The 20,535-nt window shown below is 62.5% G+C and carries 25 protein-coding genes; 8 read left to right on the forward strand and 17 right to left on the reverse strand.

Annotation, left to right across the window (positions count from 1 at the left end):
* Window positions 1-28: 28 nt before the first annotated feature.
* On the reverse strand, window positions 29-1,246 hold the full coding sequence (locus AU381_RS08465) for a hypothetical protein (RefSeq protein WP_064241289.1): 1,218 nt from the start codon (window positions 1,244-1,246) through the stop codon (window positions 29-31).
* A gap of 92 nt (window positions 1,247-1,338) precedes the next feature.
* Between AU381_RS08465 and AU381_RS08470 the strand changes: the two genes are divergently transcribed.
* Together AU381_RS08470 and AU381_RS08475 are read left to right on the forward strand one after the other, a co-directional pair.
* Complete coding sequence (locus AU381_RS08470) at window positions 1,339-2,136, forward strand: DUF899 domain-containing protein (RefSeq protein WP_064241290.1); 798 nt, start codon at window positions 1,339-1,341, stop codon at window positions 2,134-2,136.
* Window positions 2,137-2,139: 3 nt separating this feature from the next.
* Window positions 2,140-2,466, forward strand: coding sequence for a hypothetical protein (locus AU381_RS08475; protein WP_064241291.1), 327 nt, complete (start codon window positions 2,140-2,142; stop codon window positions 2,464-2,466).
* Window positions 2,467-2,501: 35 nt separating this feature from the next.
* Here AU381_RS08475 and AU381_RS08480 read toward each other — a convergent pair whose 3' ends face one another.
* A complete protein-coding gene (locus AU381_RS08480; protein WP_064241292.1) occupies window positions 2,502-2,867 on the reverse strand; it encodes a hypothetical protein in 366 nt (121 codons plus the stop codon).
* Between the two features lie 206 nt (window positions 2,868-3,073).
* On the reverse strand, window positions 3,074-4,219 hold the full coding sequence (locus AU381_RS08485) for a fumarylacetoacetate hydrolase family protein (RefSeq protein ID WP_064241293.1): 1,146 nt from the start codon (window positions 4,217-4,219) through the stop codon (window positions 3,074-3,076).
* A 291-nt stretch (window positions 4,220-4,510) separates the two neighbouring features.
* On the opposite strand from AU381_RS08485, the gene AU381_RS08490 reads away from it, so the two are divergent.
* Together AU381_RS08490 and AU381_RS08495 are read left to right on the forward strand one after the other, a co-directional pair.
* Window positions 4,511-4,912 (forward strand): hypothetical protein, encoded by a 402-nt coding sequence (locus AU381_RS08490; protein WP_064241294.1) that lies wholly within the window; start codon window positions 4,511-4,513, stop codon window positions 4,910-4,912.
* A 124-nt stretch (window positions 4,913-5,036) separates the two neighbouring features.
* Window positions 5,037-5,612 (forward strand): MgtC/SapB family protein, encoded by a 576-nt coding sequence (locus AU381_RS08495; protein WP_064241295.1) that lies wholly within the window; start codon window positions 5,037-5,039, stop codon window positions 5,610-5,612.
* A 75-nt stretch (window positions 5,613-5,687) separates the two neighbouring features.
* On the opposite strand, the gene AU381_RS08500 is transcribed toward AU381_RS08495, so the two are convergent.
* From AU381_RS08500 to AU381_RS30085, 4 genes are all read right to left on the reverse strand, one after another.
* The gene (locus AU381_RS08500) at window positions 5,688-5,933 is read right to left on the reverse strand and encodes a hypothetical protein (protein WP_064241296.1); all 246 of its coding nucleotides are present in this window, start codon (window positions 5,931-5,933) and stop codon (window positions 5,688-5,690) included.
* Between the two features lie 144 nt (window positions 5,934-6,077).
* Window positions 6,078-7,331: an NAD(P)/FAD-dependent oxidoreductase gene (locus AU381_RS08505; protein ID WP_064241297.1), complete on the reverse strand. Its 1,254-nt coding sequence runs from the start codon at window positions 7,329-7,331 to the stop codon at window positions 6,078-6,080.
* A 215-nt stretch (window positions 7,332-7,546) separates the two neighbouring features.
* The gene (locus AU381_RS27700) at window positions 7,547-7,711 is read right to left on the reverse strand and encodes a DUF1328 domain-containing protein (RefSeq protein ID WP_064506654.1); all 165 of its coding nucleotides are present in this window, start codon (window positions 7,709-7,711) and stop codon (window positions 7,547-7,549) included.
* Window positions 7,712-7,779: 68 nt separating this feature from the next.
* Complete coding sequence (locus tag AU381_RS30085; RefSeq protein WP_162273409.1) at window positions 7,780-8,160, reverse strand: hypothetical protein; 381 nt, start codon at window positions 8,158-8,160, stop codon at window positions 7,780-7,782.
* A 406-nt stretch (window positions 8,161-8,566) separates the two neighbouring features.
* Between AU381_RS30085 and AU381_RS08515 the strand changes: the two genes are divergently transcribed.
* Entirely contained in the window at window positions 8,567-8,818 is a 252-nt protein-coding gene (locus AU381_RS08515; RefSeq protein WP_064241299.1) for a glycine zipper domain-containing protein, read from the forward strand.
* 122 nt (window positions 8,819-8,940) lie between these two features.
* On the opposite strand, the gene AU381_RS31205 is transcribed toward AU381_RS08515, so the two are convergent.
* Window positions 8,941-9,060, reverse strand: a complete 120-nt coding sequence (locus AU381_RS31205; protein WP_425288615.1) for a NepR family anti-sigma factor — start codon at window positions 9,058-9,060, stop codon at window positions 8,941-8,943.
* 243 nt (window positions 9,061-9,303) lie between these two features.
* Here AU381_RS31205 and AU381_RS08525 point away from each other — a divergent pair, with 243 nt between their 5' ends.
* Entirely contained in the window at window positions 9,304-10,101 is a 798-nt protein-coding gene (locus tag AU381_RS08525; RefSeq protein WP_064241301.1) for a response regulator, read from the forward strand.
* Window positions 10,102-10,115: 14 nt separating this feature from the next.
* On the opposite strand, the gene AU381_RS08530 is transcribed toward AU381_RS08525, so the two are convergent.
* The 9 genes from AU381_RS08530 to rirA all read right to left on the reverse strand — a co-directional run bounded on the left by AU381_RS08530 (window position 10,116) and on the right by rirA (window position 18,440).
* Window positions 10,116-11,243, reverse strand: a complete 1,128-nt coding sequence (locus tag AU381_RS08530; RefSeq protein WP_064241302.1) for an AI-2E family transporter — start codon at window positions 11,241-11,243, stop codon at window positions 10,116-10,118.
* Window positions 11,244-11,407: 164 nt separating this feature from the next.
* Window positions 11,408-11,578: a hypothetical protein gene (locus AU381_RS30265; RefSeq protein ID WP_082909723.1), complete on the reverse strand. Its 171-nt coding sequence runs from the start codon at window positions 11,576-11,578 to the stop codon at window positions 11,408-11,410.
* Between the two features lie 151 nt (window positions 11,579-11,729).
* Complete coding sequence (locus AU381_RS08535; protein ID WP_037413132.1) at window positions 11,730-12,074, reverse strand: RidA family protein; 345 nt, start codon at window positions 12,072-12,074, stop codon at window positions 11,730-11,732.
* Window positions 12,075-12,265: 191 nt separating this feature from the next.
* On the reverse strand, window positions 12,266-13,093 hold the full coding sequence (locus tag AU381_RS08540) for an ABC transporter ATP-binding protein (RefSeq protein WP_064241303.1): 828 nt from the start codon (window positions 13,091-13,093) through the stop codon (window positions 12,266-12,268).
* A complete protein-coding gene (locus tag AU381_RS08545; RefSeq protein WP_082909725.1) occupies window positions 13,090-13,944 on the reverse strand; it encodes an ABC transporter ATP-binding protein in 855 nt (284 codons plus the stop codon). The genes AU381_RS08540 and AU381_RS08545 overlap by 4 nt, the downstream gene beginning before the upstream one ends.
* Window position 13,945: 1 nt before the next feature.
* Window positions 13,946-14,854, reverse strand: coding sequence for an ABC transporter permease subunit (locus AU381_RS08550; protein WP_064241304.1), 909 nt, complete (start codon window positions 14,852-14,854; stop codon window positions 13,946-13,948).
* 10 nt (window positions 14,855-14,864) lie between these two features.
* A complete protein-coding gene (locus tag AU381_RS08555; RefSeq protein ID WP_064241305.1) occupies window positions 14,865-15,869 on the reverse strand; it encodes an ABC transporter permease subunit in 1,005 nt (334 codons plus the stop codon).
* Between the two features lie 208 nt (window positions 15,870-16,077).
* Window positions 16,078-17,673 (reverse strand): ABC transporter substrate-binding protein, encoded by a 1,596-nt coding sequence (locus tag AU381_RS08560; RefSeq protein ID WP_064241306.1) that lies wholly within the window; start codon window positions 17,671-17,673, stop codon window positions 16,078-16,080.
* A 302-nt stretch (window positions 17,674-17,975) separates the two neighbouring features.
* Window positions 17,976-18,440, reverse strand: a complete 465-nt coding sequence (rirA, locus tag AU381_RS08565; protein ID WP_064241307.1) for an iron-responsive transcriptional regulator RirA — start codon at window positions 18,438-18,440, stop codon at window positions 17,976-17,978.
* 186 nt (window positions 18,441-18,626) lie between these two features.
* Here rirA and AU381_RS08570 point away from each other — a divergent pair, with 186 nt between their 5' ends.
* Entirely contained in the window at window positions 18,627-19,670 is a 1,044-nt protein-coding gene (locus AU381_RS08570) for a Fe(3+) ABC transporter substrate-binding protein (RefSeq protein WP_064241308.1), read from the forward strand.
* A 287-nt stretch (window positions 19,671-19,957) separates the two neighbouring features.
* On the forward strand, window positions 19,958-20,461 hold the full coding sequence (locus AU381_RS08575) for an acyl-CoA thioesterase (protein ID WP_064241309.1): 504 nt from the start codon (window positions 19,958-19,960) through the stop codon (window positions 20,459-20,461).
* The last annotated feature ends 74 nt before the right edge of the window (window positions 20,462-20,535 follow it).

The raw sequence follows: 20,535 nt of genomic DNA on the forward strand, positions 1-20,535 counted from the left end.
TAACAAGAGATCGTTTGACGCGCCGATCCTAGTCGCCCGGCAGCGGACCGGGGAGTAACAAGGTTGTCGGGAATGCCGGTACCGGCGGGCTCATCCAGCGGCGCGCCCGCCCGCGGCCGAACGACTGTACCTTGGCCGCAGCCGAAAGCGTTTCCAGCGCCCGCTGTACGGTGCGCGGGCTGGTGCCAAGGGCAATCGCGAGCGCCGAGCTCGACCAAGCCTCACCGTCGGCAAGAAAGGCGAGCACCGCCGCATGCTGCCCTTCAAGCGGCGGCGCCAGCACGACGACCTCGCCGGCCCGCGGCGCCAGCGCGAAACCGCGCTTCGTCGCCCTCACCTCTGCCAGCTTGCCAAGCTCCGCCCGAAGCCGACCGATCTCGACACGCAATCTTGCGCGATGCGATTCATCGGCATGCTTTGCCCGGAAGGCGCGCGCGACGAGCGTGCCTCTCGGCACGTCGCCGGGCCAGGCCTCCCCGAGTGCGCGTGCCAGCGCGAACAAGACCGGCCGCGTCGCAAGCGACACCACCAGGCCTCCGCCCCGCACGACATGGCGGCAGGCGTCCACGACAAGTGCTTGCGACGCCAACAGCGCTTCGACCTCCTCGAGCGGGAGGGAGCGCTCCCCGCCCCCAGCGATCAGGCGCGCCGCGGGCGTGTCGAGGACGAGGGACGCGCTTTCGACCTCCGCCGACAGTGCGGGAATATTGGCTTGGCGCGCCGCTTGTTCGGCGCGCGCCAGCGCAGAACGCGCCGCCTTGGTCTGCAGCCGGCGAATGGCGATTCCGGCAACCACCAGCTCGTAGGCGGCCCGCGAGGCGGGCGGAAGCAGTGTAGGATCGACGTGAGCGAGGGCGCGCTCGGCCTCGTCGAGCCGGCCGACCAGCAGCAGGCGCCGCACCTCGAGATTTCGCGCATGGGCGGCATTTATCCAGTCACGATGCATTTCGAGCGTCGCCCGCGCCGTGTCGAGGGCCTTTGCAGGCCAGGAGAGATCGCGCGCGACGAGGGCGATTTCGGCCTCGGCGACGACGCACCTGGCGCGTGCCATCGCCTCTTTCGGACCGAAGGCGCGCGCGGCATTCTTGAGGAGGGTCTTTGCCCGAGCGAGGTCGCCGAGCTGCGCCAGGGCGATGCCCCTGAGCGCCAGCGCCGGTGGATCGTCGCGCAGCGCAACCCGCTTCAGCGCGCCGAGCGGATCGCCTGTCGCAAGCGCGCGCGCCGCAGCGGTGATCAGCGAATCCATCGAAATCCCGTCACACTTGTAACTCCCACCGCATCCATTTCCGGAGCTAACTCTATCCCGTGACCCATCGAGCCGAAAGAAGGAGAAAAGCGATGACGGAACATAGCACCGGGACGCGCGAAGAATGGCTGGCGGCGCGGCTGGAACTGCTCGATGCCGAGAAGGAACTGACGCGGCGGAGCGATGAACTGGCGCGGCAGCGCCAGGCGTTGCCGTGGGTCAGGATCGACAAGGACTACCGGTTCGAGACCGACGCGGGAAGCGCCTCGCTCAAGGATCTTTTCAAAGGGCGCTCGCAGCTGCTCGTCTACCATTTCATGTTCGGTCCCGATTACACGGCCGGCTGCCCGTCCTGCTCCTCCATTGCCGATGGCTTCAACGGCATCGTCGTCCATCTCGAAAACCACGATGTCGCCTTCTCGGCCGTCTCGCGGGCGCCGCTCGCCAAACTCGAGGCCTACAAGCAGCGGATGGGCTGGAGCTTTCCCTGGGCGTCCTCGAACGATGGCGACTTCAACCGGGACTTCAGCGTCTGGTTCACCGCGGACGAACAGCGCGACGGCCGCATTGAATACAACTTCCGCCGCGAGCCGCCGGCACCCGAACCACTCGCAGGAAAGACCGTTCAGGAATGGCAGTTGCGCGGCAGCGAGGGACCGGTCGCGCAGATCGCAGCCATGACCGGAACCGACGTCGCCACCTATACCCGCGACAGGCCAGGCCTCAGCGCCTTCGTGCTCGATGAAGGCGTCGTCTACCACAGCTATTCCAGCTATGCGCGCGGACTGGACGGTGTTTGGGGCATGTACCAATGGCTCGACCGCGCCCCTCGGGGCCGCAATGAGAACGGCGTCTGGTGGCGTCGAAACGACGAGTATGGCCGGGACTGACAAATGCTGCGCCATTCCGACAGCCCAACTAGGACGTCGGCCGCCGATCGCGGAACTGGCGACGCCCCGGCCGGCAACAGCGCCATCCCCAGGGCAGCCGACTGGCTGTCCCTGGCGGCGGCGCCGACCTTTGCAATCATGGCGCTGCTTACCGGCCTTCTCGGCCCGCCGGACATGCTCTGCTCGCCGGCGGGCGATGCCTACGCCGTTACCGGCATGGTCCCGATGTATGCTCTGATGAGCGCCTTTCATACGGCGCCCTGGCTGAGGCTGATCTCCAGCCGGCGAGGCGCTGCCCCGTCGTCCTGGTTCGACGTTCGCAACAAATGACAGACAGGAGGCCACCAGAACGACTTCGCTCCCCGTCAGTCCGCCGAATAGAACTGCAGCGTAAACACCGTTCCCGCGATCTCGTCGGCGAGTTCCTTGGAAAATTCCAGCGGCATGCAGTTCTCAAGGGCCGCCGTCGCGGCGGCGACGAAGGCTTTGCGCTGGTCCGCATCTCCGGTGACGCGGATCGCCGTTGGCTGGGGCGGGCCCATCAGCGTACCATTGCCGCGGAAGGCGAATTTGAGCGTGACAAAGGAATCCTTGCTGTCGGCCGGGGGAGTCCAGCACTTGCTGAGCGCGTCGCTCACATCGTTGACGGTCATTAGCGGTTCCGCCCGCAGCGGATCCGTTGCCGTTGCAAAGAACAGGCTGACCGCAGCCAAGCCGACAGCGACTTTCATTTTCGGCCCCAGCCCCTGCTTCAAACAACACCCGATTCAGCCGGCCGAGCTTGCGCGGAACCACGTCGGGATACAATCCTCCCGATATTGCCGACGCCCTCTGGCCCGATGCGGTTGCCCAAAAGTGTGCAACGGCTTTGGGACAAGGACATGCATAAAAACAAAAGCCCGAAGCGCATCGCGTGAACCCGTTTAACCGCGACGCGCTAGAGCAACCCGCGTCTGGCGAGATTGCGCATCAGCGCTGCAGTTCCGAAGGTCCAGGGCGGGCAATCGGTGGAAAGACGCACCGTGTTGACGAGGCTGCCGAGGGCGGGGCTCGAGATCGTCACCACGTCGCCGATCTTGTGGGTGAAGCCCTGGCCCGGCTCGCCGCGGTCCTCGACCGGGGCGAAGAGCGTCCCCATGAAGAGCATCAGCCCGTCCGGGTATTGGTGGTGCGGCCCGATCGTCTGGCGGACGAGGTCGAGCGGGTCGCGGCTGATCTCGCGCATCGTGCTCGCCCCCTTCAGACGGAAGCCGTCCCGGCCTTCGATCAAGAGATCGAGATCCGCATTGCGCACGTCGTCTATCGAATAGGTCTCGTCGAAGAGGCGGATGAAGGGCCCGATCGCGCAGGAAGCGTTGTTGTCCTTGGCCTTGCCGAGAAGCAGCGCCGAGCGCCCCTCGACGTCGCGCAGATTGACGTCGTTGCCGAGGGTCGCACCCTTGACGCGCCCGGCGGCGGAAACCGCCAGGACGATCTCCGGCTCCGGATTGTTCCAGCGCGAAATGGGATGCAGGCCGACCGCGGCTCCCCAGCCGACCGTCGAGAGCGGCTGGGCCTTGGTGAAGACCTCGGCGTCGGGGCCGATGCCGACTTCGAGATATTGCGACCAGACGCCCTCCTCGATCAGTGCGGCCTTTACGCCGGCGGCTTCGGGCGAACCGGCTTTCAGGTTTCGCAGGCTATCGCCGATGATCGCCGTCATCCGCGTGCGGATCGCCTCGGCCCGTGCGGCGTCGCCGGCGGCGCGCTCCTCGATGACCCGCTCGATCATCGAGCGGGCGAAGGTGACGCCGCAGGCCTTGACCGCCTGAAGGTCGCAAGGGGCGAGAAGATGTATCTCGTCCCGGTCCCGCTCCGCCCTGGTCAGGAGAGCGTCGACGGACGCGATGACCTCCCCGGAGACCGAACGAACATGGGCGACGGGATCGGGAAGATCGAGGAGATCGCGCATCGTCGGCACCGCCTTCGAGGTGATGTCGATCACTTCTCCCCTTCGGACGGTCACCAGGCTCGGCCCCTCGACATCCGGGCGCCACGCCCGGCCGACGAAGGTTCCGTTTTCATAGGCCTTGGTCATTTCCATCCCTCCCGCTTTTGCTCTTCCGGCGCATTCTCATTCGGTTTTTTTTGCAGTCGGACCACCTCTCTGTAAAGGACCTTCTACAAACTGAGGTGTGTTTCGGGGAAGGCCGCAACGGAACCTTGCAATATCTGGCGCGTTTAATATTTCAGCGGCTCTCCATCTGCCGTGGAGAGGCTCTAAACTATACTTGCGATGGTCGAGCGCCCCTCCTTAAGTCCTCGCTGATTTAGGGAATCGTGGCCGCCAGATGCTGGCGCCGAAGGGACGATAGCCAGAAAGGAAGTTAATGCCATGGACCCACAGGACCAGTGGAAGGATAGGCCGCAGGTCGATCCGGTGACGGGACAGCCGGCGCCGCCCACCGAAGTGCGCGAGACGCGCGCGAGCCGCAGCACATGGCCGTTGCTGGTCATTCTGCTTGCCGGTCTCGTGCTTGCGCTGATCGCCTGGCTGCCGGCGGAACTCACCAGAGATGCGGAGGATACTCCGACCTCGTCGACCACAACTACGACGCAACCCTCGACCGACCAACCGGCCACAAGCGGCGAGGCGACCCCGCCAGCCGGTGGAACGACATCCGGAACGACGCAGGAGACGGCACCGCCCGCGCCGGAAGCGCAGCCTCAGCCGACGACACCGGCGCCGGCCCCTGGGGGTACGACGACGCAGCCGCAGACCCCTCCGGCACAGTGACCGGCAAAAACCATCTTCGGGCGGGGATACGTCTCCTCGCCCTTAAACCGAGTCTTGAGTTGCGTCGCTCCGGCGCGGGGTCGTCTTAGATTTTCAGTTCACTTCCACCACGATCAGCAGTTTCATGGACCAGATTCTTGCCGACATCCTTGTTGGGACGCGCACGCCCTATCCGGTGATATTCGCACGGCTGTGCGGTGCGATCCTGCTCGGCGCCCTCATCGGCATCGAAAGGGAAAAGCGCCAGCGCCCGGCGGGCCTCAGGACGCATATTCTTGTGAGCCTCGCTTCGGCGATCTTCGCCGTGGTCGCGGTCGAAAGCGTGCATATGACGAGCCTTTCAGGCCCGGAGGTCCGCATCGACCCGATCCGCGTCGTCGAAGCGGTGACCGCGGGGGTCGCTTTCCTTGCTGCCGGCATGATCGTGTTCTCGAAGGGCGAGATCAAAGGCCTGACGACGGGCGCCGGCATGTGGCTTGCCGGTGCCGTCGGCCTGTCGATCGGCTTCGGCTTTTGGTTGATTTCCGCCTTCGCCGCCGTGGCCAGCCTCATCGTCCTCTTCATCCTCGGGCGGATGGAGGTGGCGCTGCAATGGAAAGCGCCGGAAGGGACAGAGGAATACGGCTCCAAAGAAACGGGGAGGCCCAGGAGCGACGCTGCGTCCAAGGCACCTTCCGGCTCCGACGACCGGAGCGGATGAGGAGCAACATCCCGCATTTCGTCGTATTTTGGGGACGACCTTCGCGCGCTTGATCGGCGACGGTATGGTATCGCCCTAGGCCGATCCGGAAGCACCAAAAGCTTCGCCACGCCCCGTCGGTGCCGCTCTTGCCCCGACCGGCCCCCTCTGCCGCAAGACATGCAGGGCGGCGACGGCCCGAAGCGCCTCCTCGGCGGTCGCAAATATCCGGCCATCGAGCGGCCAGACGCTGTATTTGACGGCAACAAATCGCAATCGCCCATTGTCGGGCATCAGCGCGCCCACGGCCTCGCCGGCGAATTCGATCGTCTGCTTTTTCATGGACCGGGCTCCCTCCCTCGCCGCCTGAGCGACCGCCGAAAGGCAAAGAACGAGCGCACCGAACTTTACCTTCAGCCGCGGGGGAAACACTCGTCGGCCGCATTGGTTCCCGAGGGGGAAAAAAATTGCGCGGCCGAACCGGGTTTAGGCGAGGAAGCGGTCCGGCCGGTATGGCGCAAGGTCGATCACGGTCTTTTCTCCCGTCATCGCCTCCGCCAGCGCCCGACCGGTGATCGGGCCGAGGGTCATTCCGTGGTGGGCGTGGCCGAAGGCGAACCACAGGCCCTCGTGTCTCGGCGCCTTGCCGATGATCGGCATCATGTCCGGTGTGCAGGGCCGCGCACCCAGCCACGGCTCCTCGTCACGCCGTTCGGCGAGCGGGAAGAATTCGCGGGCGACGCGCTCTGCCCGGGTCAATTGCACGGGGGTTTTCGGTGCGTCGCGCAGCGCGAATTCGGCCCCCGTCGTCAGGCGGATGCCGCGCAGCATCGGCGCCAGGAAATAGCCCATTTCCTCGTCGAGCACCCAATTGTTCAACTGCGCTCCGTCCTTGGTGCCGTAATGCATGTGATATCCGCGTTTCACCGCAAGCGGGAAATGATAGCCGAGCTTGCGCGTCACCGTATCGGCCCAGGGGCCGAGGGCGACCACCACCTCGCGGGTTTCCAGCGGACCTTCCGGCGTCGCAACGCGCCATCCGGCTCCCTCCAGGATATGCTCGAGCGTTGCCGCATCGCCTGAGACGAGCCGGCCGCCAATGGACTCGAAATAGCCGAGATAAGCCTTGATCAGGCTGTGCGGGTCGCGGATCGACCAGGGATCGGTCCAGCGCAGGCCGCCGGCCAGTTCCACCTGGATCGAGGGCTCGATGGCCCTCAACTCGCTGCTCGAGAGCTTCTGGTGGCTGACGCCGAATCCGGCCGAGAGCTTTTCAGCGTCCTTGTAGGCGGCGTCGCGCTCCTTCTCGGTTCGGAACACCTTCATCCAGCCGTCCTTGCGGATAAGGTCGCCGGCACCGGACGCGTCGATCAGATCGCTGTGTTCGGCGATCGAGTTCTCGATCAGCGGTGCGTAAAGATTGGCGATGCGCTGGTGCTGCGTGAAGCCCGAGTGCCACCAGTAACGCGCGAGAAAAGGCACGAGGCTCGGCAGCGCGCGGAAGTGATAGCTGGCATCGATGGTGTTGTTCAACGCGTAGCGGAAAAGCGCCCCGAAATCATGCGGGAAGCCATAGGGGAAAACGCCCTCTCGCTGAATGAGGCCGGCATTGCCATAGGAAGTCTCCTCGCCCGGACCGCGGCGATCGAGAAGAACCACCGATTTCCCACGCCGCGCCAGGTGAATGGCGCTCGAAATGCCGACGATCCCGGCGCCCAATACCACTACATCAGTTTTCATAGACGATGCCCCGTTCTTTCGCCCCGGTGAATCGACGCGTCACTTCTTCAGCGTTCGAGGGGACACGCATGAATAGCCAAGCGAACGAGGCCGGGCAAGGGAACAGCGGAGCCGCGCTAAAAGGCGAGGCTCAAGCCTCACCCATAAAGGAAACAGTGTCTTGGGAAATAGGTGCGGAGCGGAGAACGATCCGCTCCGAAGTCAGTGGTCCCTCGTCATGTTCGGCGGAAGAGGCCCATGACGAGCGAGATGACCAGGAAGATCAGGAACAGGAAGAACAGGACCTGAGCGATTCCCGCCGAGGTGCCGGCAATGCCGCCGAAGCCGAGAATGCCGGCGATGATGGCGACCACAAGAAAGATGAGGGCATAGTAGAGCATTTGCTATCTCCTTGCCTACTGCATGCCTCCCTAAATCGAAGCCGATTAAAGGAAAAACATGCAGGAATTCAAAGTGCTACAGCGAGTTTGTGCGTCTGATAAGACGCGGCGCTGTAGGAACTGAAATCCAAACGCCGTGCCTCTCGCCTTTGTTCCGGCGCCCCGAAGGCCATTAACCAAGCAGAAACCATATTCTTAGCCAAAGGAAAGAAATCAATCCGCAACTGCGCCCCGCGCGAGCACGTCAGGAACCTTCGCCAGGGCTTGGCGTTCTTCGGGAAACAGAATTCCTCAGGTAAGCAATGAAGATCCCTTCGCGACATATACTCAAGACGGTGACGGAGATCACCCTGCACGAGGCGGGTGTGCGCAACCATAATCTGCATATCGGCAGAACGCTGCGTGATCTTGAAATGCACACGGAAGAAAAGAGCAACGAACGTTTTCAATCCTTGCTCGAAAATCTAGACCAGTCCGAGCGCCGACGCCGCAAGTAGGCGCGGTTACTCTCCCCCGAGACATGTTGCGAAGATAGGATTTCAGGCCCCCTCGGCAACAACCGGGCGTGGCACCCCGAGCCGGCGCGGAACAAAAGGCGCCAATCGGCGTTCTGACAACAATAACGTGCGCCGCAGCGGCGGCTGGTCCAAGGGAGATGGGAATGCAAGCCTTCGCTGCGCCTGTTCTGACGGTCCCAGGAGAAGCCTGTTCGCGCCGCAATTATGGCTCTGGAGCGGTGCGGCGCTGGGCACCTTCACTCCTTTCCTCACGATCTGCATTGCGGCCTGCCGCGGCAGGACAATTTCCTTTGCTCGCCGCCCATTTCAGTAAACCAACCACGGATAGGAAAGCACCATGAAGAAGATCCTTCTCGTCGCCAGCGTAATTCTTCCCCTCGCCGCCGCCTGCACGCAGACGGAAAAGGGTGCAGCAATTGGCGCCGCTTCCGGCGCGATCATCGGCGGCGCCGTAACGGACGATGTCGGAGGCGCCGCGGTCGGCGCGGCTGTGGGCGGCGTTGCCGGCGCCCTTATCGGCCGCGCGAGCGAACCCGGCTATTGCGTCTATCGCGACCGCTACGGTCGCCGCTACACCGCACGGTGCTGATGGCGGCCCTCGCGAAAGCGGATTCGGGGCCGCGTCGATAGTGGCCTACGTTCCGGCGAGAGGCACGCGACCCTCCCTTCTGTAGAGGGAGGGTCAGGCATGCCAATGTCGAGCTTCCTCTCTCAGTCCTCCGATTGCCCTCTCTCGGCCTCGTCGAGGCGCCGGAGAAGGTCGATGAACTGCTCGGGGACGGGCTCGGTCTCGACAGCTTGATAGAGCGCTCTCAGCTTGGAAGCGATCACGGCATTGGCATCATTTTTTCCGACGCCAGCAGCTAGTATGCCTCGCGCACGCCCGTTGGACCGATCGTTCATTTTTCAATTCCGCACACCGAAGGCTCAAATCCCCGGCTGTTTTCCATTCGTATGCGTCGTCTGCAAACTGTTTCCTGAATTCGGAAGACGTGTGCACCACATTGACGTATCCTGCGTCACGACCACCGCCCGTAATTGGGACTTTACGGACAATAGTTTAGGAAGGCCTAAATGTCACTTTCCACCAGGATTGCGCCACATCTTCCTTATCTCAGGCGTTATGCCCGCGCCGTCAGCGGCTCGCAAGCGGCTGGCGATGCCTATGTCGCCGCCGTCCTGGAGGCGCTGATCGAAGACGTCGGGCTCTTCCCCTCGGCATCGAGCGATCGAATAGGCCTCTACAAGCTGTTCTGTTCCCTCTTCGAAAAGGTGAAGGTCGATCGGTCCAATCTGGCCTCGCCGTACGCCTGGGAGCAGAGAGCCGCCGCCAATCTGTCGCTGATCGCGCCCGCGCCGCGACAGGCATTCCTGCTGATCTCCGTCGAAGGGTTTTCAAGCGGCGAGGCGGCTGAAATCATGTCGGTCGACCAGGGCGCGTTTGCCAAACTCCTGGCCGATGCTTCGGAAGAGATTTCGCGCCAGGTGGCCACCGACATCATGATCATCGAAGACGAGCCGCTCATCGCCATGGACATCGAGGACATGGTGACGAGCCTGGGGCATCGGGTCACCGGCATCGCCCGCACGCATCGCGAGGCTATCGATATCTATCGACAGACCTCGCCCAAAATGGTTCTCGCGGATATCCAGCTCGCCGACGGGAGCTCCGGGATCGACGCGGTCAACGATATCCTGACGCAGGCGGCCGTTCCGGTGATCTTCATCACCGCTTTCCCCGAGCGGCTGCTGACGGGCAACAAGCCGGAGCCGGCCTTCCTTGTGACGAAGCCTTTCAATCCGGAGATGGTCAAGGCGCTGATCAGCCAGGCGCTGTTCTTCGACGAACAAGCACACGCGGGAAGCCGGTAGGCTAAGACTAAGCGTCACCCGGGCAGTTGCGGCTCCGGCGGAGGGGCGCGCAGCTGCTCGAAAATGGTCATGGCGATCAGCGAGAGCGGCATGGCGAGGATCGCCCCGACCGCGCCCCACATCCACGTCCAGAACAGGATGGCGACGAAGATCAGGAACGGATTGACTTTGAAGCGTTGTCCCAGGATCGCCGGGACGACCAGGTTCTCCATGGCGAGATGGATGAGGAAGAAGGCGGTCGCCGGCGCGAGCGCCACGACCAGGGCATCATGGGTCATCAAGCCGCCAACAAGCAGCGACAGGGTCATGAACGTGACGCCCAGATAGGGAATGAAGCTCGAGACGAAGGCGAAGAGACCCCACAAAGGCGGCATCGGCAGGCCGCCGACCAGCGCGATCATCATGGTGAGGGCGCCCAGCGCCAGATAGATAAGGCTCGCCGTCGAGAAGTATCGCGTCAGCCCATCTTCGAGGGCATTCATGATCCGGATCGCGCTCAGACGGCCCTCGCGGCTGGGGAACGCAAGGATGATCGTGCTGCGCAGCTGCACGCGACCGAGCAGGAACAGGACGAGCGCCGCCAGGAAGATCAGCGTCTGGATCAGTGCCGGCGTGACGCTCGCCGCGACCGCGCCGAAGAGCGGCCCCGCATTCTTGACAATGACGTCCGCGAAGGCGTCAGCGCCGATGCTTCGCGCGAGCGCAATCCTCCCCCACTCGAAGCGCTCGATGAAGGGCAGGACACGCTCCACCACGCCTTCGGCCAATCTCGGCGCCTCGCGCGCGACCTCGGTGATCGGCCCCAGGAGCGCATTGACGAGCGACGAAAGGCCGAGCACGAAGAACAGCGCCAGCAAAAGGCCACCAAGGATCGGCGGAAGCCCGAAACGTGCCAGCTCGTCGGCCGCCCTGCCGAGCACGATGCCGACGACGATGGCAAAAGCAATCGGCATCAGAATCGCCGCCATCGCGTAAACGGCGGCCGAACAGGCGACGACGAACAACCCGACGATGCTCCAGGCGACGAGGAGATCCATGCCGTCGCGTTTTCGCGCCGCAGCCTTCGTCGCCTCCGCCAAGGCAATTTCCTTTTCGGCGTTGCGCTTGCGGCTACGGACAGCCGCTACACTTTTCGCGTCCATCGGCGCGCCTCATCCAACTGCTCTGCTCTGCGTGCCCGGCCGCTTCTCTCTCCCATAGTGGACCATGGGACTGCCGGCCCCGTGCGGCGCGCGTCCGCAAGCGTCGAGTCGAGGAAGAGGTAAGCTGTGGGCAGTTTCCGCCCGTGATCTCGGCGGTCCCGCAGTCAATGCTTCTCGGGCGGAAATATGTGAAGCGTCAGGGAAAGCAGCGCCAGCCCCGCAAGGATCATCAGCAGAGTATAGGCCACGTCCTCCGACGTTCGCGGGAAAAGGCCGAAGCCCAGAACCACCCCGGCGATCAGCAGCAAGCAAAGCCGCGGCAGCCAGTAGAGCATGGGCACTTCCTCCACGTGCGGAACGATCGATAAACGCTCCGAGGAGGGGAATCGTTCCTGCCGTGCCGCATCGGCAGCGCGCAGCAAAACGCCGCCGAGCGTTACCGCCGGCGGCGTCGGAGGATGAGTGTCGCGGCTTTGATGCGACGCCTCAGAGGGCTGCCGTGACGATGACCTCGACGAGGTATTCCGGTGTCGCGAGCTTGGCTTCCCCGGTGGCGCGGGCAGGCGTGTGGCCCTGCGGCACCCAGGCATCCCAGACGGAGTTCATCTTGGCAAAGTCCGCCATGTCGGCGAGCCAGACGGTGGCCGAGAGGATGCGCGTCTTGTCCGTGCCGGCGAGCGCCAGCAGACGGTCCACTTCGGCCAGCGCCTGTTTGGTCTGGGTGACGACGTCGTCTCCTGCGTTGCCCACCTGGCCGGCCAGGTAGACCGTATTGTTATAGACCACGGCCTGGCTCATCCGCGGACCGGTTTCAAAACGCTTGATTTCCATATTCGTCATCCTGGTGTTGGGCCGAACAAGGATTGCCGGCCAATTCGGCTTTGCGCCGCCAAGCCCGAAGTCAGTGGCGGCGCAGATGCTCTACACGATCGGAACGAGAACTCCAACAAGCCGCAACCGCGCGAGCGACGCGGCTCGTGGGAATTTTCCGACCGCCAGCCATGCGGCCGGCATGGCGCCGCTCAGGCGGCGTTCTTGCGGGCGAGCCGCGCCTTGATGCTCGCCACATCGGCCCGCGGCGTGGCCGCAAACAGCGTCTTCGTATAGCTGTGCTGCGGATTGGAAAACACCTCGTCCCGGCTGCCGTATTCGACCGCCTCGCCGTAATACATCACCATCACGTCGTCGGCGATGTAGCGCACCACCGAGAGGTCGTGGCTGATGAAGACATAGGTGAGCTTGAACTCGTCCTGCAGGTCGGCAAGCAGGTTCAGGACCTGCGCCTGGACGGAAAGGTCGAGCGCCGAAACGGGCTCGTCCAGCACCAAGAGCTTGGGATTGAGCATCAGGGCGCGGGCGATAGCAATGCGCTGCCGCTGGCCGCCGGAGAACATGTGCGGATAGCGGTTGTAATGCTTCTCCTCGAGGCCGACCTTCTTCAGCATCGTCATCGCCCGCTCGCGTCGTTCGCCTGCGGGAACTTTGGTGTTGATCACCAGCGGCTCCGCAAGAATGTCGCCGATCTTCTGGCGCGGATTGAGCGAACCGTAGGGATTCTGAAAGACGATCTGTACCTTGCGGCGCATTTCCGTGGTCAGGCCATCGCTGGCGATATCCACCTTCCTGCCCTCGATCAGCAGCTCTCCCGCCGTTGCCGGGTCGATAAGAGTGATGATGCGTCCGAGTGTTGACTTGCCGCAGCCGCTCTCGCCGACGATCGCCAGCGTCTTGCCCTCGTCGACGGTGAAGCTGACGCCCTTCAGCGCATGAACGGTGCGCGCCTTGCGGAACAGGCTGCCGGGAATGTGGTAGTCGCGAACCAGGTTACGGGCTTCGAGAACGTGGGTCATTGAGCGGCTCCCTCGAGCGCCTGCTGCTCATTGAAAAGTTCGGAGATCGTCGGCAACCGGTCCCCGGTCGCATTTTCCGGGAGGGCGGCGAGAAGCGCGCGCGTGTAGTTGCTCTTCGGAGATTCGAACAGCGACAGCACGTCCGCCTCCTCGATCTTGCGGCCCTTGTACTGGACGACGACGCGATCCGCCGTCTCGGCGACGACGCCCATATTGTGGGTGATCATAATCAGGCCCATGCGGTATTCCTGCTGCAGCTTCATCAGAAGATCGAGGATCTGCTTCTGGATCGTCACGTCGAGCGCAGTCGTCGGCTCGTCGGCGATGAGAAGCTTCGGATTGCAGGCAAGCGCGATCGCGATCATCACGCGCTGGCACTGTCCGCCCGACATCTGATGCGGAAAATGGCCGAGGCGCTCGGCCGGATCGGGAATGCCGACGGCCTCGAAGAGCTCAATGGCGCGCCTACGGCGCGCCGCCCGATCGAGGCCCATATGGATCCGCAACACTTCCTCGATCTGGAAGCCGACCGTGAAGCACGGATTGAGGCTTGCGATCGGCTCCTGGAAGATCATCGCGATGTCCTTGCCGACGATCTTGCGGCGCTCGGCCGACGGCATTTTCAAAAGGTCGCGTCCGTTGAAGGCGAGCCTGTCCGCCGTCACCTTCGCGGTCCAGGGCAAGAGCCCCATGGCCGCAAGCATGGACACGGACTTGCCCGAGCCGGACTCCCCGACGATCGCCAGGACCTCGCCCTCATGGACGCTGAGCGAGACGCCGTCGACGGCCCGGAACGGCCCGGTTGCCGTCTGGAATTCGACGACGAGATTTTCGATTTCAAGAAGCGCCATGTCAGGACCTCTTCAGCTTGGGGTCGAGAGCATCACGCAATCCATCGCCCATCAGGTTGATTGCCAGAACCGTCAAAAGAATCGCGAGACCGGGAAGCGTCACCACCCACCAGGCACGAAGAATGAATTCGCGGGCCTCCGCCAGCATGGTTCCCCATTCCGGCGTCGGCGGCTGCGCGCCCATGCCGAGGAAGCCGAGCGCGGCGGCATCGAGTATGGCGCTCGAAAAGGAGAGCGTCGCCTGGACGATGAGCGGTGCCATGCAATTCGGCAGGATGGTCCTGAACATCAGCCTCAGGTGCCCCGCTCCGGCGACCTTTGCCGCGACGACGTAATCGCGAGTCTTCTCCGACATCACCGCCGCTCGGGTCAGGCGAACGAAGTGAGGCTGGAAAACGAGGGCGATGGCGATCATCGCATTGGTGAGACCCGGCCCGAGCACCGCCACGAGGACGAGCGCCAACAAGAGCGACGGGAAGGCCAGAATGATGTCCATGATCCGCATGATGAATGTATCCACCCATCCGCGGAAATAGCCGGCGATGACGCCGACCAGGATGCCGCCGCTCAGCGACAATGTGGTCACGATCACGCCGACGAACAGCGAGAAGCGCGTGCCATAGATGAGGCGGGAAAGCATGTCGCGGCCGACGGCGTCGGTTCCAAGAAGGAACTCGGCGCGGCCGCCATCCTGCCAGAACGGCGGAAGCAGAACCGACTCGCGGTACTGGATGGTCGGATCATGCGGTGCGACGAGCGGAGCGCAAAGCGCGAGGACCACCAGGAACAGGAAGAACGCCAGCCCGATAACGGCGCCGCGGTTCTCCGAAAAATAGTACCAGAATTCGGCCAGGCGCGCGCGGCGAGACGGATCGGTCGATATGGGGCTTGTTGCGGTTACTTCGGTCATATCGCCCTCCTCAATGCCGGATGCGGGGGTTGATCAGCCCGTAGAGCAGATCAACGGCGAGGTTCACCAGCATGATGACGGCGGCGATGATCAGCAGCCCGCCCTGGATGACGGCGTAGTCGCGCCGGAAAACGGAATCGACCATCCATTTGCCGATGCCCGGCCATGAGAAGATCGTCTCCGTCAGGATGGCGCCCGCCAGCATCACACCGATCTGCAGGCCGATGGTGGTCACGACCGGGATCATCGCGTTGCGCAGCGCATGGATGCCAACCACCCGGAAAGTCGGAAGACCCTTGGCGCGCGCGGTGCGAACATAGTCTTCGGAGAGCACTTCGAGCATCGCCGAACGGGTCTGGCGCGCAATGACGGCGAGCGGGATGGTGCCGAGAACGATCGTCGGCAGGATCAAATGACTGAAGGCCGACCGGAACGCCCCCTCCTGCCCGGACAACAGGGAATCGATCAGCATGAAACCGGTGACCGACGGAAAGAAGAACATCAGCGAGATGCGCCCGGAGACCGGCGTCCATTGCAATATGCCGGAGACGACGATGATCAGCAGCAGGCCCCACCAGAAGATCGGCATCGAAAAGCCGACCAGCGCCGTGCCCATGATCATCTGGTCCACGACGGAACCACGCTTGATCGCCGCTATCACGCCGGCCGGAATACCGACGGTGACGGCGAAGATGATGGCGCACAGCGAGAGCTCGACGGTTGCCGGGAAGAGCTCCAGGAATTGATCGATCACCGGCCTCTTGGTGACGATCGATACGCCGAAATCGCCGCGGACGATACCCCAGAGATAATCCAGGTACTGCACGACGATATGCCGGTCGAAGCCGAGCTGATGAGAAATCTCGGCGTGCCGCTCCGGCGACATCACCCGTTCGCCGGAAAGCAGCGCCACGGGGTCGCCGGGAAGCAGGCGAATGAAGGAGAAGGCAATGATCGAGACCCCGATAAAGGTCGGGATCAGCACTGCCAAGCGCCCCAGCAAGAAACGAAACATAGTCAAACCTCATGCCACTACAGCGCCGCGCAAATCGGACGCGCAAGGTCGCTGTAGCACTTTAAAAGTGCTGCATGTATTATCCTAAGATCGGAACCGATTTTAGGAAACAGGCAGTATCGCCGCGGCTTCGTGGCTGCAGCACTGGCAAAAAGGAAGAGGGGCGCTCGCCCAACGGCAAACGCCCCCTTCGGGTCAGTCGGCAAGGTTACTCTACAATGTCAACGCCGTCGAAAGCAAAGTCGCCGAGCGGGCTCTGCACGAAGCCTTCGACGTTCTTGCGCATCGGGACGATCGAGAGCGAGTGGTCGATCGTTGCCCACGGTGCTTCGCGCTTGAAGACGACCTGTGCCTGTTCGTAGAGCTTGGTGCGCTCTGCGACGTCGGACGCTTCCTTGGCCTTGGTGACCAGATCGTCGAACTCCTTGTTGCACCACTGAGCGCGGTTGTTGCCGCCGACGGCGTCGCAGCCAAGCAGCGTGTCAAGGAAGTTGTCCGGGTCACCGTTGTCACCAGTCCAGCCGAGGATCACCGCACCGTCACGGTCCTTCGCCTTCGACTTCTCGAGATATTCGGCCCATTCGTAGGAGACGATCTCGACCTTGACGCCGATCTTGGCGAAGTCTGCCTGCATCATCTCGGCGGCGCGACGGGCGTTCAGCATGTAGGGCCGCGCAACCGGCATCGCCCAGACCTTCATCGACAGGTCCTTGACGCCGGCGTCCTCAAGCATCTTCTTTGCGACTTCCGGCTCGTAGGTGTCCTCTTCGAGGTGCTCGTTGTAGGACCACATCGTCGGCGGGATCGGGTTCGTCGCCGGTGTCGCCTGACCCTGGAAGACGGCGTCGACGATCGCCTGCTTGTTGATCGCCTTGTTCAGCGCCTTGCGGACTTCGACCTTGTCGAAAGGAGCCTGCGTGGTGTTGTAGGCGAGATAGGCGACATTGAGGCCGGCCTGTTCCATCACCTTGAGGTTCGGGTCGGCCTTCATGGCTTCGACGTCCGCCGCGTTCGGATAGGGCATCAGGTGGCATTCGCCGGCCTGAAGCTTCTGGAACCGGACGGCCGCGTCGGTGGTGATCGAGAAGACCAGGTCGTCGATCTTCTGCTTTCCGCCCCAATAGTCCGGATTGGCCTTGTAACGGATGACCGCATCCTGCTGATAGCCGACGAAGGCGAAGGGACCGGTGCCAAGCGGCATCTGGTTCAGCTGGTTCATCTTGCCTTCGGCCTGCAGCTTGTCGGCATATTCCTTGGACATGATCGAAGCGAAGGGCATGGCGAGGTTGGCGAGGAACGGCGCTTCCTTGCGCTTCAGCTTGATCTTCACGGTCATGTCGTCGACCTTCTCGATCGACTCGAGCAGTTCCGGCAACCCCATGCCGGCGAAGTATTCCCAAGAGCCGCCGGTCACATAGCCGTGCCACGGATTGTCCGATTTCCACTGGCGCTCCAGCGAGAAGATCACGTCGTCGGCATTCAGTTCGCGGGTCGGCGTGAAGAACTCGGTCGTCTGGAACTTGACGCCAGGACGGAGCTTGAAGGTGTATTCGAGGCCGTCGTCGGAAATCGTCCAGCTTTCGGCGAGCCCGGGCTCGGTTTCGGTCGTGCCCTTCTTGAATTCGAGCAGGCGGTTATAGACGGTATGTGCGGAAGCGTCGAACGTGGTACCGGCCGTGTAGAGGCCGGGGTCAAAACCCTCCGGCGAGCCTTCCGAGCAAAAGACGAACGTTTTTGACCAGGCCGTGCCGGCCATCAGCGTGGCGAGCGCCGTCGCTGCGAAGAGAGTCGTGAGCTTTTTCATGAGCTTGCTTCCCAGATTTGTTTTTTGTTCTCGTATTGTTGTGACCGCGGCAAGAAATTTTCCATCCGGTCAAGAACGGATGGAACGACATTTGGCGTCGCAATGCAATAACTCGCTTCAGAAATTTGTCTATGCGAAAAATTCTTCCACAGGTAGAGGCTCGAACCCGGCAGCGATTCGGGGACTTCGGCCAATGCCCAACGAGCCCTCACGCGAGGGTCTGGCGATGGAAGACTCAGAAGAGATGACACAAAAATGCGCGGAGAACCGGCTCCGCGCTACATTGTTGTACTGGAACTTTTTCAGGCGGCCGACGTATGCGGCTGCGGAGCGGCGTCCAGCCCCAGAAGGAAATTGATCTGCGGCCGCGCCTTCACGAGATCGTCGATCGTATAGCCCTTGAGGACGTCGAAGAAGGCGTTCAGCGCCTTGCGCAAGGCGGCATTGAGACCGCAACTGTCGACCAGGGGACAGTCGATCTCGCCCGCCTCGAAACATTCAGCCATGGCGAAGCTGTCCTCGGTCACCTTGACCACGTCAAAGAGGCTGATCTCCGAGGCCGGCTTCGGCAACCGCACACCGCCATTGCGGCCGCGCACGGTTTCAACAAGCCCGGCCCTGGTCAAGGGCTGCAGGATCTTGAACAGGAACAGCTCGGAAACACCGTATGCCTTGGCGATCTCAGGAATGCGGCTGAGCTTCTCGCCATTCGCAGCACAGTACATAAGCATGCGAACCGCGTAGTTTGTTTGCTTCGTCAGACGCATCATCCACTCCGGAATCGAGAAATTCGTCCTGCATCATATAGGACGGAACGCAGTTTGGAACAATTCCAAAACTGGAAAAATTCACGAAGGCTTTACTCCGCCGTTTCGCGGTTGACTGTCGTTCGCTTGGAGTCCAGAAATATGACCGGCTTAGTTAACTTATAAGCACCAAACGGAGAGAACACCATGCATGTCTCGAAAGCGCTGATCGGCACCCTGTCGGTCGCGGCGGCGTTCCTTGCCTTTACGGCGCCGGTCCGCGCCGATGGCGAGGTCAACATCTATTCCTACCGCCAACCCGATCTCATCCAGCCGCTGCTCGACGCCTTCACCAAGGAAACCGGCATCACCGCCAATGTGCTCTTCCTCGACAAGGGCCTCGTCGAGCGCATTCAGGCAGAGGGCGCGAATTCTCCGGCCGACGTCATTCTGACCGTCGACATCAGCCGCCTCACCGAGGCGAAGGATGCGGGCGTGACCCAGCCGCTCGTCAACGAGACGATCAACAAGGATATCCCGGCGCATTTCCGCGACCCGGACGGCAACTGGTTCGGCCTGACGACGCGTGGCCGCGTCGTCTATGCTTCGAAGGAACGCGTGGCGCAGAACGACATCACCTATGAAGAACTTGCCGATCCGAAATGGAAGGGCAAGTTTTGCACCCGCGATGGCCAGCATTCGTACAATATCGGCCTGTTCGCCTCGATGATCGCGCATCACGGCGAGGCCGAGACGGAGAAGTGGCTGACGGGGCTCAGGGACAATCTCTCCAGGAAGCCCGATGGTGGCGACCGTGACCAGGCAAAGGCGATCTTTGCCGGAGAATGCGATGTGGCGCTCGGCAACAGCTACTATGTCGGTCTCATGCTGACGAACGAGAAGGACCCCGAGCAGAAGGAATGGGCTTCGGCCATCAAGGTCCTGTTCCCGAATGCGAAGGACCGCGGCACGCATGTGAACATCTCGGGCATGGCGCTCGCGAAGAACGCGCCGAACAAGGAGAATGCCGTCAAGCTGATGGAATTTCTCTCGGCAGGCGAAGCCCAGAAGATCTACGCCGAACAGGTGTTCGAATATCCGGTGCTACCGGGTGCCGAGCCGTCAGAGGTCGTCAAGTCCTTCGGAACGATCAAGCCCGACACGCTGCCGCTTGCCGAGATCGCGGCAAATCGCAAGAAGGCGTCCGAACTCGTCGACAAGGTCGGATATAACGACGGGCCGCAAGAATAAGACGATCGGTTCCATGCAAGACGAAGCAGCGGGCGCGAGGCCCGCTGTTTTCGTTTACAGCGCCGTGCGTCTTATCAGACGCACAAAGGACGCTGTAGCACCCTGAATCGCTGCATGTTTTTATCCTTAAATCGGCTACGATTTCAGGAAACATGCAGCAGTCCGCTCGACCGTAGGTTCCCTCCACGACTACGGCGGCGGACAAAGGCGCATTGACGGGCCGATCCAACGGTAGGATTCTCCTGACGTTGAAATCAGGGCCTGAAGCGGCCCGAGTCGGAGGGGAAATGGAAGAAGCGAACGACAAGAGCCAGCTCGAAATGGTCGTGCTGATGACGCCGGACATGGCAAACTTCAGCGGCAAGGTGCATGGCGGGGCGCTCCTGAACCTCCTCGACCGGGTCGCCTTCTCCTGTGCCTCGCGTTACTCGAAGCAATATGCGGTGACGCTCTCCGTCGACCAGGTGGTTTTCCGCCAGCCCATCCATGTCGGCGAGTTGGTCCACTTTCGCGCTTCCATCAACTACGCCGGCCGGACGTCAATGGAGGTCGGCATCCGGGTCGAGGCCGAAAACATCCGCACCGGCGAACGGAGGCACACGAACTCCTGCTATTTCACGATGGTCGCCGTCAATGCGGAAGGACGACCGACGAGCGTGCCGCCATACCGGCCGGAGCCCGGCATAAGGGAACGCCGCTACCGTGCCGCCGAGGTCAGACGGGAACTGCGCCGGGAGTTCGAGGAGCGTTTCCAGGCTGCCGGTTCCGCGACCATTTCCGGCGAAGATTAGTTTAGAGCGGGATGCGCTCACATATGATCGCGCCGCCGCTCTAACCCTTTGTTTTTGCCGCATTTGTGCGACGT

Source organism: Sinorhizobium glycinis (genome assembly GCF_001651865.1).
GTDB lineage: Bacteria > Pseudomonadota > Alphaproteobacteria > Rhizobiales > Rhizobiaceae > Sinorhizobium > Sinorhizobium glycinis.

Excerpts from the sequence above, each read along its gene's own strand:
- AU381_RS08530 (WP_064241302.1), bottom strand. The coding sequence starts at position 11,243 with ATGGACGCGAAAAGTGTAGCGGCTGTCCGTAGCCGCAAGCGCAACGCC.
- AU381_RS08535 (WP_037413132.1), bottom strand. The coding sequence starts at position 12,074 with ATGGAAATCAAGCGTTTTGAAACCGGTCCGCGGATGAGCCAGGCCGTG.
- AU381_RS08555 (WP_064241305.1), bottom strand. The coding sequence starts at position 15,869 with ATGTTTCGTTTCTTGCTGGGGCGCTTGGCAGTGCTGATCCCGACCTTT.
- AU381_RS08515 (WP_064241299.1), top strand. The coding sequence starts at position 8,567 with ATGAAGAAGATCCTTCTCGTCGCCAGCGTAATTCTTCCCCTCGCCGCC.
- AU381_RS30265 (WP_082909723.1), bottom strand. The coding sequence starts at position 11,578 with ATGCTCTACTGGCTGCCGCGGCTTTGCTTGCTGCTGATCGCCGGGGTG.
- AU381_RS08540 (WP_064241303.1), bottom strand. The coding sequence starts at position 13,093 with ATGACCCACGTTCTCGAAGCCCGTAACCTGGTTCGCGACTACCACATT.
- AU381_RS08575 (WP_064241309.1), top strand. The coding sequence starts at position 19,958 with ATGGAAGAAGCGAACGACAAGAGCCAGCTCGAAATGGTCGTGCTGATG.
- AU381_RS27700 (WP_064506654.1), bottom strand. The coding sequence starts at position 7,711 with ATGCTCTACTATGCCCTCATCTTTCTTGTGGTCGCCATCATCGCCGGC.
- AU381_RS08470 (WP_064241290.1), top strand. The coding sequence starts at position 1,339 with ATGACGGAACATAGCACCGGGACGCGCGAAGAATGGCTGGCGGCGCGG.
- AU381_RS08465 (WP_064241289.1), bottom strand. The coding sequence starts at position 1,246 with ATGGATTCGCTGATCACCGCTGCGGCGCGCGCGCTTGCGACAGGCGAT.
- AU381_RS08550 (WP_064241304.1), bottom strand. The coding sequence starts at position 14,854 with ATGACCGAAGTAACCGCAACAAGCCCCATATCGACCGATCCGTCTCGC.
- AU381_RS08570 (WP_064241308.1), top strand. The coding sequence starts at position 18,627 with ATGCATGTCTCGAAAGCGCTGATCGGCACCCTGTCGGTCGCGGCGGCG.
- AU381_RS08485 (WP_064241293.1), bottom strand. The coding sequence starts at position 4,219 with ATGGAAATGACCAAGGCCTATGAAAACGGAACCTTCGTCGGCCGGGCG.
- AU381_RS08480 (WP_064241292.1), bottom strand. The coding sequence starts at position 2,867 with ATGAAAGTCGCTGTCGGCTTGGCTGCGGTCAGCCTGTTCTTTGCAACG.
- AU381_RS08490 (WP_064241294.1), top strand. The coding sequence starts at position 4,511 with ATGGACCCACAGGACCAGTGGAAGGATAGGCCGCAGGTCGATCCGGTG.
- AU381_RS08505 (WP_064241297.1), bottom strand. The coding sequence starts at position 7,331 with ATGAAAACTGATGTAGTGGTATTGGGCGCCGGGATCGTCGGCATTTCG.
- AU381_RS08525 (WP_064241301.1), top strand. The coding sequence starts at position 9,304 with ATGTCACTTTCCACCAGGATTGCGCCACATCTTCCTTATCTCAGGCGT.
- AU381_RS08475 (WP_064241291.1), top strand. The coding sequence starts at position 2,140 with ATGCTGCGCCATTCCGACAGCCCAACTAGGACGTCGGCCGCCGATCGC.
- rirA (WP_064241307.1), bottom strand. The coding sequence starts at position 18,440 with ATGCGTCTGACGAAGCAAACAAACTACGCGGTTCGCATGCTTATGTAC.
- AU381_RS08500 (WP_064241296.1), bottom strand. The coding sequence starts at position 5,933 with ATGAAAAAGCAGACGATCGAATTCGCCGGCGAGGCCGTGGGCGCGCTG.
- AU381_RS08495 (WP_064241295.1), top strand. The coding sequence starts at position 5,037 with ATGGACCAGATTCTTGCCGACATCCTTGTTGGGACGCGCACGCCCTAT.
- AU381_RS08545 (WP_082909725.1), bottom strand. The coding sequence starts at position 13,944 with ATGGCGCTTCTTGAAATCGAAAATCTCGTCGTCGAATTCCAGACGGCA.
- AU381_RS08560 (WP_064241306.1), bottom strand. The coding sequence starts at position 17,673 with ATGAAAAAGCTCACGACTCTCTTCGCAGCGACGGCGCTCGCCACGCTG.